This is a genomic window from Streptomyces indicus (genome assembly GCF_900100315.1).
GTDB lineage: Bacteria > Actinomycetota > Actinomycetes > Streptomycetales > Streptomycetaceae > Streptomyces > Streptomyces indicus.
Genome location: NZ_FNFF01000006.1, coordinates 371,080 through 386,192, shown reverse-complemented (window position 1 = coordinate 386,192; position 15,113 = coordinate 371,080). Strand labels below are relative to the sequence as shown.

The 15,113-nt window shown below is 72.9% G+C and carries 12 protein-coding genes; 7 read left to right on the top strand and 5 right to left on the bottom strand.

Annotation, left to right across the window (positions count from 1 at the left end):
* The first annotated feature begins 104 nt into the window (after window positions 1-104).
* From rimO to BLT97_RS18335, 6 genes are all read left to right on the top strand, one after another.
* Window positions 105-1,562, top strand: coding sequence for a 30S ribosomal protein S12 methylthiotransferase RimO (gene rimO / locus BLT97_RS18360; RefSeq protein ID WP_093611472.1), 1,458 nt, complete (start codon window positions 105-107; stop codon window positions 1,560-1,562).
* The gene (pgsA, locus tag BLT97_RS18355) at window positions 1,559-2,239 is read left to right on the top strand and encodes a CDP-diacylglycerol--glycerol-3-phosphate 3-phosphatidyltransferase (RefSeq protein WP_093611470.1); all 681 of its coding nucleotides are present in this window, start codon (window positions 1,559-1,561) and stop codon (window positions 2,237-2,239) included. Before rimO ends, pgsA begins: the two co-directional genes overlap by 4 nt.
* A gap of 23 nt (window positions 2,240-2,262) precedes the next feature.
* Entirely contained in the window at window positions 2,263-2,880 is a 618-nt protein-coding gene (locus BLT97_RS18350; protein ID WP_245769394.1) for a CinA family protein, read from the top strand.
* Between the two features lie 109 nt (window positions 2,881-2,989).
* On the top strand, window positions 2,990-3,376 hold the full coding sequence (locus BLT97_RS18345; RefSeq protein ID WP_093611468.1) for a helix-turn-helix domain-containing protein: 387 nt from the start codon (window positions 2,990-2,992) through the stop codon (window positions 3,374-3,376).
* Between the two features lie 204 nt (window positions 3,377-3,580).
* Window positions 3,581-4,051 (top strand): Dps family protein, encoded by a 471-nt coding sequence (locus BLT97_RS18340; protein WP_093611466.1) that lies wholly within the window; start codon window positions 3,581-3,583, stop codon window positions 4,049-4,051.
* Between the two features lie 121 nt (window positions 4,052-4,172).
* A complete protein-coding gene (locus BLT97_RS18335; protein WP_093611464.1) occupies window positions 4,173-4,607 on the top strand; it encodes an SAM-dependent methyltransferase in 435 nt (144 codons plus the stop codon).
* Between the two features lie 527 nt (window positions 4,608-5,134).
* Here the strand turns inward: BLT97_RS18335 and BLT97_RS18325 are convergent.
* The 3 genes from BLT97_RS18325 to BLT97_RS18315 all read right to left on the bottom strand — a co-directional run bounded on the left by BLT97_RS18325 (window position 5,135) and on the right by BLT97_RS18315 (window position 7,520).
* Window positions 5,135-5,902 (bottom strand): SDR family NAD(P)-dependent oxidoreductase, encoded by a 768-nt coding sequence (locus tag BLT97_RS18325; RefSeq protein ID WP_093611462.1) that lies wholly within the window; start codon window positions 5,900-5,902, stop codon window positions 5,135-5,137.
* A gap of 82 nt (window positions 5,903-5,984) precedes the next feature.
* Window positions 5,985-6,779 carry an Fpg/Nei family DNA glycosylase gene (locus BLT97_RS18320; protein WP_093611460.1) on the bottom strand — a complete coding sequence of 265 codons (795 nt, stop codon included), beginning with the start codon at window positions 6,777-6,779 and terminating at the stop codon, window positions 5,985-5,987.
* A gap of 72 nt (window positions 6,780-6,851) precedes the next feature.
* Window positions 6,852-7,520 carry a DUF4097 family beta strand repeat-containing protein gene (locus BLT97_RS18315; RefSeq protein WP_093611458.1) on the bottom strand — a complete coding sequence of 223 codons (669 nt, stop codon included), beginning with the start codon at window positions 7,518-7,520 and terminating at the stop codon, window positions 6,852-6,854.
* A 281-nt stretch (window positions 7,521-7,801) separates the two neighbouring features.
* Between BLT97_RS18315 and BLT97_RS18310 the strand changes: the two genes are divergently transcribed.
* Window positions 7,802-8,584 (top strand): GbsR/MarR family transcriptional regulator, encoded by a 783-nt coding sequence (locus tag BLT97_RS18310; protein WP_093611456.1) that lies wholly within the window; start codon window positions 7,802-7,804, stop codon window positions 8,582-8,584.
* A gap of 114 nt (window positions 8,585-8,698) precedes the next feature.
* Here the strand turns inward: BLT97_RS18310 and BLT97_RS18305 are convergent, their stop codons facing one another.
* Both BLT97_RS18305 and BLT97_RS18300 read right to left on the bottom strand, forming a co-directional pair.
* Window positions 8,699-13,360 (bottom strand): ATP-dependent helicase, encoded by a 4,662-nt coding sequence (locus BLT97_RS18305; RefSeq protein WP_093611454.1) that lies wholly within the window; start codon window positions 13,358-13,360, stop codon window positions 8,699-8,701.
* Window positions 13,361-13,625: 265 nt separating this feature from the next.
* Window positions 13,626-14,957, bottom strand: a complete 1,332-nt coding sequence (locus tag BLT97_RS18300; RefSeq protein ID WP_245769404.1) for an MFS transporter — start codon at window positions 14,955-14,957, stop codon at window positions 13,626-13,628.
* Between the last annotated feature and the right edge of the window lie 156 nt (window positions 14,958-15,113).

Here is a 15,113-nt window from a genome sequence, read left to right as displayed (position 1 = left end):
GGACGCGGGTCTTCGGCCTCGCGGGAAGCGGTGCCCGGCCTCACGGGAAGCGGTGCCCGGCCTCGCGGCGAGGGGTGTCAGAGGAACCAGATACTCTGGACGTTATGCCCGAACGCCGTACCGTCGCCCTTGTCACTCTTGGCTGCGCCCGTAACGAGGTGGACTCGGAGGAGCTCGCAGGCCGCTTGGAGGCGGACGGCTGGGAGCTCGTCGAGGACGCCTCGGACGCCGACGTCGCCGTCGTCAACACCTGCGGATTCGTCGACGCCGCCAAGAAGGACTCCGTCGACGCCCTCCTCGAGGCCAACGACCTCAAGGACCACGGAAAGACCCAGGCCGTCGTCGCGGTCGGCTGCATGGCCGAGCGGTACGGCAAGGAGCTCGCCGAGGCCCTGCCCGAGGCCGACGGTGTGCTCGGCTTCGACGACTACGCGGACATCTCCAACCGTCTGAACGTCATCCTGAGCGGCGGCAGCGTCGAGGCGCACACCCCGCGCGACCGCCGCAAGCTGCTGCCCATCACTCCCGCCGAGCGCCAAGCCGCCGCCGAGGGCACCGCCCTGCCCGGGCACGACCAGGCCCCCGAGGACCTGCCGGACGGGCTCGCTCCGGCCTCCGGTCCGCGCGCGCCCCTGCGCCGCCGCATGGGCACGTCCCCCGTCGCCTCCGTGAAGTTGGCCTCGGGCTGCGACCGCCGCTGCTCGTTCTGCGCGATCCCGTCCTTCCGCGGCTCCTTCATCTCGCGCCGCCCCAGCGATGTCCTGAACGAGACGCGCTGGCTGGCCGAGCAGGGCGTCAAGGAGATCATGCTGGTCTCCGAGAACAACACCTCGTACGGCAAGGACCTCGGCGACATCCGGCTCCTGGAGTCGCTGCTGCCCGAGCTCGCCGGCGTCGACGGGATCGAGCGGGTGCGCGTCAGCTACCTGCAGCCCGCCGAGATGCGCCCCGGCCTGATCGACGTGCTGACCTCCACCGAGAAGGTCGCCCCGTACTTCGACCTCTCCTTCCAGCACTCCGCGCCGAACGTGCTGCGCGCGATGCGCCGCTTCGGCGACACCGACCGCTTCCTTGAGCTGCTCGACCAGATCCGCTCCAAGGCGCCGACGGCCGGTGTCCGGTCCAACTTCATCGTCGGCTTCCCCGGCGAGACCGAGGCCGATGTGGACGAGCTGGAGCGTTTCCTCACCGGTGCGCGCCTGGACGCCATCGGTGTGTTCGGGTACTCCGACGAGGAGGGCACCGAGGCCGCCACGTACGAGAACAAGCTGGACGAGGACGTCGTCGCCCAGCGTCTCGCGCGGATCTCGCAGCTGGCCGAGGAGCTCACTCACCAGCGCGCCGACGAGCGCATGGGGGAGACCCTGCGCGTCCTCGTCGAATCCGTCGACGACGAGGACGGTGCGACCGGCCGCGGTGCGCACCAGGCCCCGGAGACCGACGGACAGGTGGTGTTCACCTCGAATCAAGGCTTGACTGTCGGTCGTATGGTCGAAGCGAAGGTCGTCGGCACCGAAGGCGTCGACCTGGTGGTCGAAAGTCTTGAGGAGGCGGGCAGATGACGGGAGTCCCGGCATCCGCGGCGGGCGGGGCCGGCGGTAAGCCGGTGCCCGGCGGCAAGCTGGGTGCTGCGGCCGTCAATCAGGCCAGCCTCTGGAACATCGCCAACATCCTCACCATGATCCGGCTCCTTCTCGTGCCGGGCTTCGTCGTGCTGATGCTGGCCGACGGCGGATACGACCCCGCCTGGCGCTCGCTGGCCTGGGCGGCCTTCGCGATCGCCATGATCACGGACCTGTTCGACGGGCACCTGGCCCGTACGTACAACCTCGTCACCGACTTCGGGAAGATCGCCGACCCGATCGCCGACAAGGCGATCATGGGCGCCGCGCTGATCTGCCTCTCCTCGCTCGGCGATCTGCCGTGGTGGGTGACCGGCGTGATCCTCGGCCGGGAACTCGGCATCACGCTCCTTCGTTTCATCGTCATCCGGTACGGGGTCATCCCCGCAAGCCGCGGCGGCAAGATGAAGACGCTCGCGCAGGGCACGGCCGTGGGCATGTACGTGCTCGCGCTGACCGGGCCGCTGGCCACGCTGCGGTTCTGGGTGATGGCCATAGCCGTCGTGCTCACCGTGGTGACCGGACTCGACTACGTGCGGCAGGCGATCGTGCTGCGGCGCGAAGGCCTCGCCAAGGAGCGGGCCGAGGCGCCGGCGCGGGAGCGGACCGGGTCGTGACGTCCGGGGCTGCCGCGCGTGCCGTGGCGGTCGAGGCCGCCTTGCTGGCCGCAGAGCTGCAACAGCTGCTCGTCTCACGGAATGAAACGGTGGCGGTCGCGGAATCGCTGACCGGCGGTATGGTCGCGGCAGAGCTCACGGCCGTGCCGGGCGCCTCCAAGGTCCTGCGCGGCTCCGTCACCGCGTATGCCACCGAGATCAAGCACTCGGTGCTCGGGGTGGACGGGACTCTGCTTGCCGAGCGCGGCGCGGTCGATCCCGAGGTCGCACGGCAGATGGCCCTCGGGGTGCGCCGGCTGCTCGGCGCGGACTGGGGGATCGCCACCACGGGCGTCGCCGGACCCGATCCCCAGGACGGGCAGCCGGTGGGCACGGTGTTCGTGGCCGTCGCCGGACCGGGCGGCGGGACGCCCCTCGGGCCCGGGCGACAGAGCTTCGCCGGACCGGGCGAAGAGATCACGGAACCGGACGAACCCACCGGGCGCACCGGTCCGGAACATGGGAAAGTCGCTGCTCTGAGGTTGAACGGCGACCGTACGGAAATTCGTATGGAGAGTGTACGCAGCGTGCTCGGACTGCTCGTGAGCGAACTGACCGGGAATGCGCGGGCACAGGATACGGAACAGAACGGGGGGAATTGATGTTTGCAGCCCTGAGTGAACACGACATCGCTCCCCGCACGGCCGCCCCGCGAGGCGGTACGGTGGGGCGTGAAGGATGCGGCTACGCGGTCCGAGGAGGGAGCCACCGATGATTCTGCTCCGTCGCCTGCTGGGTGACGTGCTGCGTCGGCAGCGCCAGCGCCAGGGCCGTACTCTGCGCGAAGTCTCCTCGTCCGCCCGAGTCTCGCTCGGCTATCTCTCCGAGGTGGAGCGGGGGCAGAAGGAGGCTTCCTCCGAGCTGCTGTCCGCGATCTGCGACGCGTTGGACGTACGGATGTCCGAGCTCATGCGCGAGGTCAGCGACGAGCTGTCCCTCGCCGAGCTGGCCGAGTCGGCCGCCGCGGGGGAGACCGCGCGCGAGCCGGTGCCTGCGGGAGTGCGTCCCATGCTGGGTTCCGTATCCGTGGCCGGTGTGCCGCCGGAACGGGTCACCATCAAGGCGCCCGCCGAGGCGGTGGACGTGGTCGCCGCCTGACGAGCTGTCGCTGAACCCCGGCCGGGGTTACCGGCCGGGGTTTTTGCGTGCGCCGGGGTACTCGTGCGCCCGGGTACTGGTGAGCACGCGTGGTGTGAGGACTTTGGTCCCGGGTAGGCGGGACCTTCGAAATGCCCTCATTTGTTACCGCGTGCCAAGGTGGAGGGTGCTGGACTTCCGTACCGAGAGGTGGCGAGCAAACGCATGTACGTCGTGAAGAGCCCGTTGTCCGATGCCGATCTCAAGGTCGTCTCCGAAGCGCTCCAGGGTGCGCTGGTGGACCTGGTGGACCTGTCGCTCGTGGCCAAGCAGATCCACTGGAACGTGGTCGGACCGCGCTTCCGCTCCGTCCATCTGCAGCTCGACGAGGTCGTGGACACCGCCCGGCTGCACTCCGACACGGTGGCCGAGCGCGCCTCGACCCTCGGCGTCTCGCCCGACGGGCGGGCCGCGACCGTGGCGCAGACCAGTGGCATCAGCGGGGTGCCCGAGGGCTGGGTCAAGGACGTCGACGCCGTACGCACGCTGGTGGACGCGCTCGGCGCCGTGATCACGCGCATGCGCGAGCGGGTGGAGGCGACGGGTGAGGCGGACCCGGTCAGCCAGGACATCTTCATCGGGATCACCGCGGATCTGGAGAAGCACCACTGGATGTTCCAGGCGGAGAACGGCTGAGTCGGATCCGCTCGGCGGTGGGAGGCCCTGGACCGGATGGTCCGGGGCCTCCTGCTTGTCCAGGGGGTACTCGTTTCCGGCTGTCCGGGTGCGTGGGGGTGCGGCGTGGGATCGTCGATGCATGGGTTCTGGGCTTTCGGCGCGGCTTGCGGCGGTCGTGGATGCGTTGCCGATCGAGGCGGGGATGAGGGTGCTCGAGATCGGGTGCGGGCCGGGGGCTGCCGCGCGGGAGGTGGCCCGGCGGGTCGGCGCGAAGGGGAGCGTGCTCGCGATCGACCGGTCCGCCACCGCTGTCGCGCAGGCCGAGGCCGCCTGTGCCGCGGAGATCGCCGCGGGGTGGCTGAGGGTGCGGCAGGCGGCCGTCGAGGAGTTCGAGGCGGCCGAGGGCGAGGGGCCGTTCGATCTGGTCTTCGCGGTACGTGTGGGGGCGTTGGACGGGCGGTATCCCGAGGCCGGGCGGCGGGCTCTGGAGCGGATCGCCGCGGTGCTCGCGCCCGGTGGGCGGGTGTTCGTGGACGGCGGGGATCCCTTGCGGGAGCTGGTCGTACGGGAGTGAGGCGGGCGGTCCGTAGGGGACGGGTGCGGGCGGCGCGTGCGGCAGGGCGCGGGCGGTCCGGCAGGGTCCTGGATGCGGGGCGGGGGCGGGCGGCGGAGACTGGGGCGGAGGGAGCGGTGGCTTCGGCTCCGCGTGCGCCCGCGCACGTCCGGGGCGCCGATGCGCCCTCCCGGCGGGTGATCGTCGGTGCATACCGTCGAGGTGGACGCCCGGGTCGGGAGGTGGTGCGGTGGCCGCTGGGTTCGTGTCGAGGATTCCGCGCGGTGTGCTCATGGCGGCGGCCGTCGCCGGGGGCGTGCTGTGGTGGTGGGCGGTGGGCCGCCTGGTGTTCGCCCCGGGCCGGGCCGGCGTGGTGGAGGCGTCCATAGCCGCCGGCGGATGGGGGCTGAGTCTGCTGCCGGTGCACACCGTGCCGTGGGCGCGTGCGGTGGGGCCGCGGCGGGTGCGGGCCGCCTATAGGGCGAGGGCGCGGCGCGAGGCGGCCTGGCGCAGGGCCGCGGGGGCGGTACGGGAAGGGCGGGGCAGGGTCACCAAGGCATGGCGACGCCGCCGTTCGGGCGGAGGATCTGGCCCGTCGTGAACGAGGCCGCGTCCGAGGCCAGGTGCAGCACCGCGTGGGCGATCTCCTCGGGCAGACCGACCCGGCCGAGCGGGGACATCTTCGACATCAGGGCCTCGGTGTGGGCCTGGACCTCGCTGTTGTTGTGGCGCAGGGTCATCGGGGTGCGGATCCAGCCGGGGGCGACGGCGTTGACCCGGATGCCGTGCCGGCCGATCTCGGTCGCGAGCGTCTTGGTCAGCTGGACCACCGCGGCCTTCGCGGCTCCGTAGCAGAGCAGGCCGGGGCCGCCGGTGTCGACGGCGCCCGAGGCCATCGTGATGATGCTGCCCTTCGTGCCGTTCGCGATCATCACGCGGGCGGCCTCCTGGCAGGCGTACAGGATGCCCTTGAAGTTGATGGCGAGGACGCGGTCGAGGTCCTCGTCGCTGGTCTCCAGGACCGGGCTGCTGTGCATGACGCCGGCGACCGCGGCCAGGATGTCGGGCTGTGCCTCGACGATCGCCGCCCTGACCTGGGTGCGGTCCGTGACGTCGAGGACGTGGACATGGGCCGTGCCGCCCTCGGCTTTGACGGCCGTCGCGGTCTCGTGCAGGCCGTCCGCGTCACGGTCGGCGCCGTGTACGACGGCGCCCGCGCGGGCGAGCAGCAGCGCGCTTTCGCGGCCGATTCCGCTGGCGGCTCCCGTGACGAACGCGGTGCGGCCGGTGAGGTCGTACGCCTGGATGACGGGCATGGAAGGACCGTACGGAGGTTTCTGACGGGTCGTCAATTAGTCGTACGGGATTGGCTTCGGGCCGCGGTGGTACGAGGTGCGCTCAGGGGGTCGGGCCCGACTGGCAGCGCGGGCACCAGTACGTGGGGCGGTCGCGGCTGCCGTCGCCCTGCTGTGCGGTGCGGATCGGGGTGCCGCAGCGCAGGCAGGGGCGCGGGGCGCGGCCGTAGACGTAGAGGCGCTGGTCCTGGCGGTTGGTCGTGGTGCGCATCGGCCGGTCGCGGTTGGCGTCGAGCACGCGGTGGGCGGCGGCGACCAGGCGGGGTGTGAGGTCCGCGGGGAGGTCTCCCACGGGGGTCCAGGGCGTCACGGACGCCATGAAGCACAGCTCGCTCTTGTAGATGTTGCCGATGCCGGCGAGATTGCGCTGGTCGAGCAGGGCCTCGCCGAGTTCGCGGGCGGGGTCCGCGAGGAGGTTGGCCAGCGCCTTGTCCGGGTCCCAGTCGGGGCCGAGCAGGTCGGGTCCCAGGTGGCCGACGGCCTTGTCCTCGTCGGCGGTGCGCAGGAGCTCGAGGACGGGCAGGCGGTAGCCGACGGCGGTGTGGTGCTCGTTGCCGAGGATTGCGCGGATCTGGTGGGCGGCGCCGCCGCTCCAGCGTTCACCGGCTCGGAAGACCCGCCACGAACCGTCCATGCGCAGGTGGGAGTGGAGGGTGAGACCGCCCTCGATGCGCGTGAGGAGATGCTTGCCGCGGGGCGTGACGTCCAGGACCTCGCGGCCGGTGAGGTCGGCCGTGGCGTACTTCGGGACGCGCAGGTCGCTGCGGGTCAGTGCGCTGCCGGCCAGGGCCGTGTGCAGACGCTTGGCTGCTTGGTGGACGGTGTCGCCTTCGGGCATGGGTCAATTGTGGGGTGGCGGGGGAACCTGTGCTGTGTTCCCCCGCCACCCCGCCACCCCGGCGGTCGTGGCTCACAGGCTCCGGGCGGTGATGTTCCCGTACGAGGTGGTGGCCTGGACGGTCAGGTCCGGGGTGTCGGCGGTGTTCTTCAGCGCATTGTCGATCCGTCCGTAGCCCGTGCCCGCGTCGAGCGTGGCGGAGCTGCCCTGGGCCGCGGTGAGCGTGATGTCACCGTGTTCCGTGCGGAGTTCGAAGGCGCCGGCGACCGCTTCCGCGATCTCGATGTGACCCTTCTGTGTACTGATCTGTGCAGGCCCGCCGAGGCGGCCGACCGTCACGTCGCCGGCCTGGAGGGTGATCCGGGCGGCCGCGGTCTCGTCGAGCTTGACGGTGCCGTGGGCGCCCTCGAAGGTGACGTCGCCGAGCCGGCCGACGCCGCGGAGCTCCGAGCTGGCGGCCTTCGCGTCGATGCGGGACCCGGCGGGCAGCTGGACGGTCACCTCGACCGAGCCGGAGTTGCCGATGACCCGATTCTGCGCGGGCTCGGCCTCGATGCGCAGGACGCCGTCCTCGAAGGAGACGGTGGTCTGCTCGGCGGCCTTGGTGTCGCGGCTGTTGGAGGGGTTCGCCGGGCGGACCTCGACCGTGGTGTCGGTGCGGTCGGCGGCGATGAACTGGACGCGGCCCGCGGGGATGTCGAGGACGGCGGAGATCGGGGCGGGGGTGTCGAACGTGTTCATCGTGGTCTCCCGTGGTGAGGGCCGCCGCCTCGGCGGCCGGCTGCTGATTCCGGCTTCCTTGTTTCTGACGGGAGAAACGCTACGTTGCGTTCGAGGGGGTGGCAATGATCTGTTCTCGCTCAACTGGCGTTATCGCAGGTGGGAGTTGGGAAATTGTTGCAATGAATGAGGATCGAATGCAACGTGCGAAGCGATGGGCGTTGCAATGAACTTAAGGTGAACGCTATGGTCGGCCACAAGGCGGTTGCCGCGTAAGGAAGTTGGGTGCGAAGGAGGGCGCGATGCCGGGCGGAAGGCTCTCGCAGCAGGAGCGGCAGCAGATCGCGGCCGGTCTCGCCGGAGGGCTCGCGTACGCGGAGATCGCCCGGCGGCTGCAGCGGCCCACCTCGACGGTGACGCGCGAAGTGCTGCGCAACGGCGGACCCGCGGCCTACCGCGCCGAGACCGCCCACCGGGCCACCGAGCGCCGGGCCAGCAGACGGCGGGAGCCTGCGCCGCAGGGCGCGGTGCCCGCGCAGGGCCGGGGGCCGGGGCGCGGTCCGGACCATGCCGGCGGGGCGGTGCGGGCGTACGAGGAGGCGTTCGCCGCGCTGCTGATGCAGCAGGGTCTGCCGAGGATGGCGGCCCGCGTCCTGACCTGCCTGTACACCGCCGACGAGGGCGGTCTCACCGCGGCCCAGCTCGTACGGCGGCTCCAGGTCAGTGCGGCGTCGGTCTCGAAGGCGGTCGCCTTTCTGGAGGGGCAGGGGCTGGTCCGGCGCGAGCGTGCGGAGGGCCGGCGCGAGCGGTACAGCGCCGACGACGACGTCTGGTACCAGTCGACCCTCGCCGCGGCCCGCTCCAGCCTCCAACTCGCGGAAACGGCACGGCAGGGCGTGCACATCCTCGGCCCCGGCAGCCCGGCCGCGGTGCGCCTGGAGAACATCGCGCGGTTCGTCGACTTCATCGGCGAGAGCATCCAGCGCGCGGCCGAGCAGGCCAAGGATGTCCTGCGCACGAGCCCGCGCGGGGCAGGGGAGGCGACGCCCGGGCCCTCACCGCAGGGACCGAGGCGCAGGGGGTGAGGGCTTCAGGCTTAGGCCTGGACATGTAGAGGGGTGCCTCCCGTTGAGCCCCGGGGCGCGGCTCGTCAGGCGCGCAGGCACAGCCCCCGAGGTGTGGCCACGAAACCGGCCTCCTCAGGCGCGCAGGCGCAGCCCCCGAGGTGTGGCCACGAAACCGGCCTCCTCCAGGAGGCGGCCCAGCGGGGAGGTCAGCGACGAAGCGCCGTTGATCCGCTCCACGGTGACCGTGCCCAGCGTGCCCGCCTTCGCCGCGTCCGCGAGGGCGGCAGCGGCGGACTGGAGGCGGGTGTCGTCGGGGGCCGGTGGCTGCTCCGGATCGGTGGGCCAGGCGAGCAGGGTCTTGCCGCCGCGCTCCATGTAGAGCGTCAGCTCCCCGTCGACCAGGACGACCATGGAGCCCGCCTTGCGGCCCGGCTTGTGGCCCGCGCCGGTGGGCGGCTCGGGCCAACTCAGCGCCGCACCATAGGCGTTCGCCGGGTCGGCCGCCGCGAGGACCACCGCCTGCCCGGTCTCGGACTCCAGGCCGCGCTCACGCGCCGTGGCCACCGCGCGCAGCCGGTCCACCGCACCGTCCATCGCGAACTGGGCCGCGCCGAGCCCCTCCACCACGTACCCCCTGCGCGCCTGCCCGCTGTCCTCGAAGGCGGACAGGATGCGGTAGACCGCGGAGAAGCCGCCCTCCACCCCCTCGGCGGCGACCGCGCCGCGGGTCACGACGCCGTGGCGGTCCAGGAGCGTACGGGCCAGGGCATGCGCGCGGACCGTCGGGTCGGGCTCGCGGGCCGGGATCAGGGACCAGCGTCCCGCGACCGTGGGCGGGCCGGTACGGGAGACGGCCCGCGCCCCGCCGACGAGCGCCCCGCCCGCCAGCGCTCCGTAACGGCCGCGCGGGACCGCGCGCTTGGCGCGGTGGGCGGTGGCACCGGCGGTGCGGCCCGAGCCGAGCAGGGCGCGCAGCGGGGCCAGCGTGTCGTTCGTCAGCCGGCCCGACCAGGCCAGCTCCCAGAGGGCGTCGGCCAGTTGGGGGTCGGTGGCCTCGGGGTGGGTGGTGGCCCGCACCTGGTCGGCGATCTGGCGGAAGAACAGCCCGTAGCCACCGGAGAGGGCGGTCATGACGGACTCCTGGAGCGCGGTGAGCTCCATGGGGTGCGGGTCGGGGAGCAGCAGCGGGGCCGCGTCCGCGAGGTAGAGGGAGATCCAGCCGTCCTTGCCGGGCAGCGCGCCCGCGCCCGCCCACACCACCTCGCCGGTGGTGGTGAGCTCGTCGAGGAGGGCGGGGTGGTAGCCCTGGACGCGGGAGGGCAGGACCAGCTTCTCCAGGGCGGAGGCCGGGACCGAGGCGCCCTGGAGCTGCTCGATCGCGCGGACGAGGCCGTCCGTGCCGCGCAGGCCGTGCCCGCCGAGGTGCTGCCACTGCGGCAGGAAGCCGGCGAGGGCCGCGGGCGGCACCGGTTCGAGCTCCTGGCGCAGGGCGGCCAGGGAGCGGCGGCGCAGGCGGCGCAGAACGGTGGCGTCGCACCACTCCTGGCCGATTCCGGCCGGGTGGAACTCGCCTTGTACGACACGGCCGTTCGCCGCGAGCCGGTGCAGCGCGCCCTCGGTGACCGCGATGCCCAGACCGAAGCGCGCGGCCGCCGTGGCGGAGGTGAACGGGCCGTGGGTGCGGGCGTATCGGGCGAGGAGGTCGCCGAGCGGGTCCTTGACGGGCTCGGTGAAGGCCTCCGGTACGCCGACGGGCAGCGCGGTGCCGAGGGCGTCGCGCAGGCGGCCCGCGTCCTCGACGGCGGCCCAGTGGTCGGCTCCCGCGATACGGACGCGGATCGCGCGGCGGGCGGCGGCCAGGTCCTCGGGCCAGGCGGGGTCGGCCCCGCGCTCGGCCAGCTCCTCGGTCGTCAGCGGTCCTAGCAGCCGCAGCAGGTCGGCCACGCCTTCGGCGTCCTTGACCCGCCGGTCCTCCGTGCGCCACTGGAGCTCCTGCTCGAGCTCGGCGAGCACCTCGGCGTCCAGGAGCTCGCGCAGCTCGGCCTGGCCGAGCAGTTCGGCGAGCAGCCGGGAGTCCAGGGACAGGGCCGCCGCGCGCCGCTCGGCGAGGGGGGAGTCCCCCTCGTACAGGAACTGCGCCACGTATCCGAACAGCAGCGAGCGCGCGAACGGGGAGGGCTCGGGCGTGGTGACCTCGACCAGGCGGACCCGGCGGGACTCGATGTCGCCCATCAGCTCGGTGAGGCCCGGCACGTCGAACACGTCCTGGAGGCATTCGCGCACGGCTTCGAGGACAATCGGGAAGGAGCCGAACTCGCTCGCGACTTCGAGGAGTTGGGCCGCGCGCTGGCGCTGCTGCCACAGCGGGGTGCGGCGGCCGGGGTTGCGGCGGGGCAGGAGCAGCGCGCGGGCGGCGCACTCGCGGAAGCGCGAGGCGAACAGGGCCGAGCCGCCGACCTGGTCCGTCACCACCTGGTTGACCTCGCCCTTGTCGAAGGCGACATCGGCGGCGCCGACCGGGGCCTGCTCGCTGTCGAACTCCGTGCCGAGCTTCGTCGGCTCCTGGTCGAGCAGGTCCATGCCCATCAGGTCGGCGTCGGGCAGGCGAAGCACGATGCCGTCGTCGGCGTGCATGACCTGGGCGTCCATGCCGTACTTCTCGGTGAGCTTGGCGCCCAGCGCGAGCGCCCAGGGGGCGTGCACCTGAGCGCCGAAGGGGGAGTGGACGACCACGCGCCAGTCGCCGAGCTCGTCGCGGAAGCGCTCGACCACGATGGTGCGGTCGTCGGGGACATGGCCGCAGGCCTTGCGCTGTTCGTCGAGGTACGCCAGCACATTGCCCGCGGCCCACTGGTCGAGGCCCGCTTCGGCGAGCCGGGCGCGGGCGTCGTCGGCGCTCAGCCCGCCGATCTCGCGCAGGAACGCGCCCACCGCACGCCCGAGTTCGAGCGGGCGGCCCAGCTGGTCGCCCTTCCAGAACGGGAGCCGGCCGGGGACCCCGGGGGCGGGGGAGACCAGGACCCGGTCGCGGGTGATGTCCTCGATGCGCCACGAACTGGTGCCGAGCGTGAACACATCGCCCACGCGCGACTCGTAGACCATCTCCTCGTCGAGCTCGCCGACCCGGCCGCCGCCCTTCTTCGGGTCGGAACCGGCGAGGAAGACGCCGAAGAGCCCGCGGTCGGGGATGGTGCCGCCGGAGGTCACGGCGAGGCGCTGGGCTCCGGGGCGGCCCGTCACCGTACCGGCCACGCGGTCCCAGACCACGCGGGGTCGGAGCTCGGCGAAGGCATCCGAGGGGTAGCGGCCCGCGAGCATGTCGAGGACGGCCGTGAAGGCCGACTCCGGGAGCGAGGCGAAGGGGGCCGCGCGGCGGACGACCGCAAGGAGGTCGTCCACCTGCCAGGTGTCCAACGCGACCATGGCGACGAGCTGTTGGGCCAGCACGTCCAGCGGGTTGGCGGGGACGCGCAGGGACTCGATGCCGCCGGTGCGCATCCGCTCGGTGACCACGGCGGCCTGCACGAGGTCGCCGCGGTACTTCGGGAAGACCACGCCGGTGGAGACGGCACCCACCTGGTGGCCCGCGCGGCCGACGCGCTGGAGCCCGGAGGCGACGGAGGGCGGGGACTCGACCTGGACGACGAGATCCACCGCGCCCATGTCGATGCCGAGTTCGAGGGATGAGGTCGCGACCACGGCGGGCAGGCGGCCGGCTTTGAGGTCCTCCTCGACCAGGGCGCGCTGTTCCTTCGATACGGAGCCGTGGTGGGCGCGGGCGAGGATCGGCGGGGCGCCCTGTGCAGCCCCCGAGCCGCCCATCAGCTCGGCCGGGGAATGCGCCTCGGGGATGGTCTCGCCGGTGGCCCTCTCGTACGCGATCTCGTTCAGCCGGTTGCACAGGCGCTCGGCGAGGCGGCGGGAGTTGGCGAACACGATCGTGGACCGGTGGGCCTGGACGAGGTCGGCGATCTTCTCCTCGACATGCGGCCAGATGGAGGGGCGGTCGGCCTGGCCGCCGCCGTCCGTGTCGGTGACCGGTGAGCCCGCGAGCTCGCCCATGTCCTCGACGGGGACGACCACCGAGAGGTCGAACTCCTTGCCGGAGGGCGGCTGCACGATCTCCACGCGGCGCTGCGGGGAGAGGTAACGGGCCACCTCGTCCACCGGCCGTACGGTCGCGGAGAGCCCGATACGGCGGGCCGGACGCGGCAGCAGCTCGTCCAACCGCTCCAGGGACAGGGCGAGATGGGCGCCGCGCTTGGTGCCGGCCACCGCGTGCACCTCGTCGAGGATGACGGTCTCGATGCCGGTCAGGGCCTCGCGGGTGGCCGAGGTGAGCATGAGGAACAGGGACTCAGGGGTGGTGATCAGGATGTCCGGCGGACGGGTGGTGAGCGCGCGGCGCTCGGCGGCCGGGGTGTCCCCGGAGCGGATCCCGACCTTGATCTCCGGCTCGGGCAGGCCGAGGCGCACGGACTCCTGGCGGATGCCGGTGAGCGGGCTGCGCAGATTGCGCTCGACGTCGACGGCCAGGGCCTTGAGCGGGGACACGTACAGGACCCGGCAGCGCTTCTTCGTGTCGGCGGGCGGCGGGGTGCTGGCCAGGGAGTCGAGGGCGGAGAGGAAGGCGGCGAGCGTCTTGCCGGAACCGGTCGGCGCGACCACGAGCACGTCCGAGCCCTCCGCGATGGCCCGCCAGGCGCCCTCCTGGGCGGCCGTGGGCGCGGAGAAGGCCCCCGTGAACCAGCTGCGGGTCGCGGGGGAGAACGAGTCGAGCGCTTTCCCGGTCATGCAGCCATCGTGCACCGTGGCACTGACAATCGGCGGCGGGGTGCGTGCGCGGGCGGGGTTCGGGTGCGATGCGGGTGCTGGATTCGGGCCGTGGACGCGGGTGCCGATGGGGTGAGCTGTCGGGGTGCGGTCACCAGCCAGGGCCTGGCCAGTGGCCTGTCGGGGTGCGGTCACCAGCCAGGGCCTGGCCAGTGCCCTGTCGGGGTGCGGTCACCACCCCGCCAGGGCCTGGCCAGTGCTCGGTCAGGGCCCGGCCAAGGCCCTGTCACGTGCGTTCTGGTTGCGGCGTGGATTCGGGTGCGGGGTCGCGCGCCGGGTGCGGTGCGGGGTGCCGCGGCTTCGTGCCGCGTCCGCGGTCCATCTCGCGCCATTCCGGCCGCAGTCCGGCCAGGTTCGTGGTCAGGAAGTACGCGGCGCCGCAGACGATCAGGACCGGCGCGAGGCCGGTCGCCCCGACCGCCGCGCCGGCGAGCAGTCCGCCGAGCGGGATGCCGGCCCAGGCCAGTGAATCGCCCAGCGCATTGACCCGGCCGAGCATGCGGCGCGGCACGCGCTCGATGAGGAGGGCGCCGAGCACCGGGTTGATGAACCCCGCGCCGAAACCGCTGATGGCGAACACGGCCAGGACCGCGCCCAGCGGGGCGTCGAAGGCAAGGATCAGGAAGCGCGGAGCGCCCACGAGCAGGAAGCCGACGACGATGGTCACCCGGCGCCGCAGCCGGTGCGCGGCCATCGCGGCGATCAGGCTCCCGGCCACCGCAGTGGCCCCCATGACGCTGCCCACCAGGCCGATCGCCGTCGGCCCGCGCCCCGACTCCTCGGCCCAGACGGGGATGAGCACCGTACTGATCGCCGCGTCGAAGAGGTTGGTGATGCTCACCATGACGATGAGGCTCAGCATCAGGCGGTCGCCGCGGAGGAAGGCCAGGCCCTCGCCGAAGCGGCCCCAGTAGCCCGGCTCCGCCGCTGCCTGGCCCTCGCCTGCCCGGGCGGGGTCCACCGCGGGCGCGCGCCCCATCCCGCGGGGCAGCGCGAGGCCGATGATCACCGATCCGAGCGCGAAGCAGACCGCGTTGACGGCGAGCCCGGTGAGCGGGCCGAGCAGGGCCACGACCGCGCCGCCGGCCGCCGGGCCGATCGTGGAGGCCAGCCGTTCGATCACGCCGGACAGGCCGGTGGCCCGTTCCATCGGTACCGCGGCGCGCTCGGCGGCCTCCGGCACCATGACCTCCTTCGCGAGATCCCCCGGTCCGCGGGCGGCCCCGATCAGCGCCACCAGGGCCAGCAGCACCGGGAACGACAGCAGACCGAGGGCGTGCAGGAGGGGCACGAGAGCCGCTGCGGCGGCGCTGGCGAGGTCCGTGGTCCAGGACACGGCCCGGGGTCCGATGCGGTCCACCAGCGGTCCGGTGAACGCCTTGACCAGCACGTACGGCAGCATTTCGCAGAACGCGACCAGGCCGGTGCGCGTCGCGCTGCCGGTCGTCACGAGCACGAACCAGGGCAGGGCCACGACCGAGATACGGGTCCCCGTCAGCGATACGGCCATGGCGGCGAGGACTCCGGCGAGCGGGCGCACGGACGGGCGGGCGGGTATGTCGCCGTCGGTGTCCGGGGCGGCCGGGGTGTTCGAGGCGCCCGGGGTGTCCGGGGTGTCCGAGGCGCCCAGGGTGTCCGGGGTCTCTGGCGCGCCCGGGGCGCTCGGGGCGTCTGGGGTGACCGTGCCAGGCCGAGTGCCGTCCCGGGCTTCTCC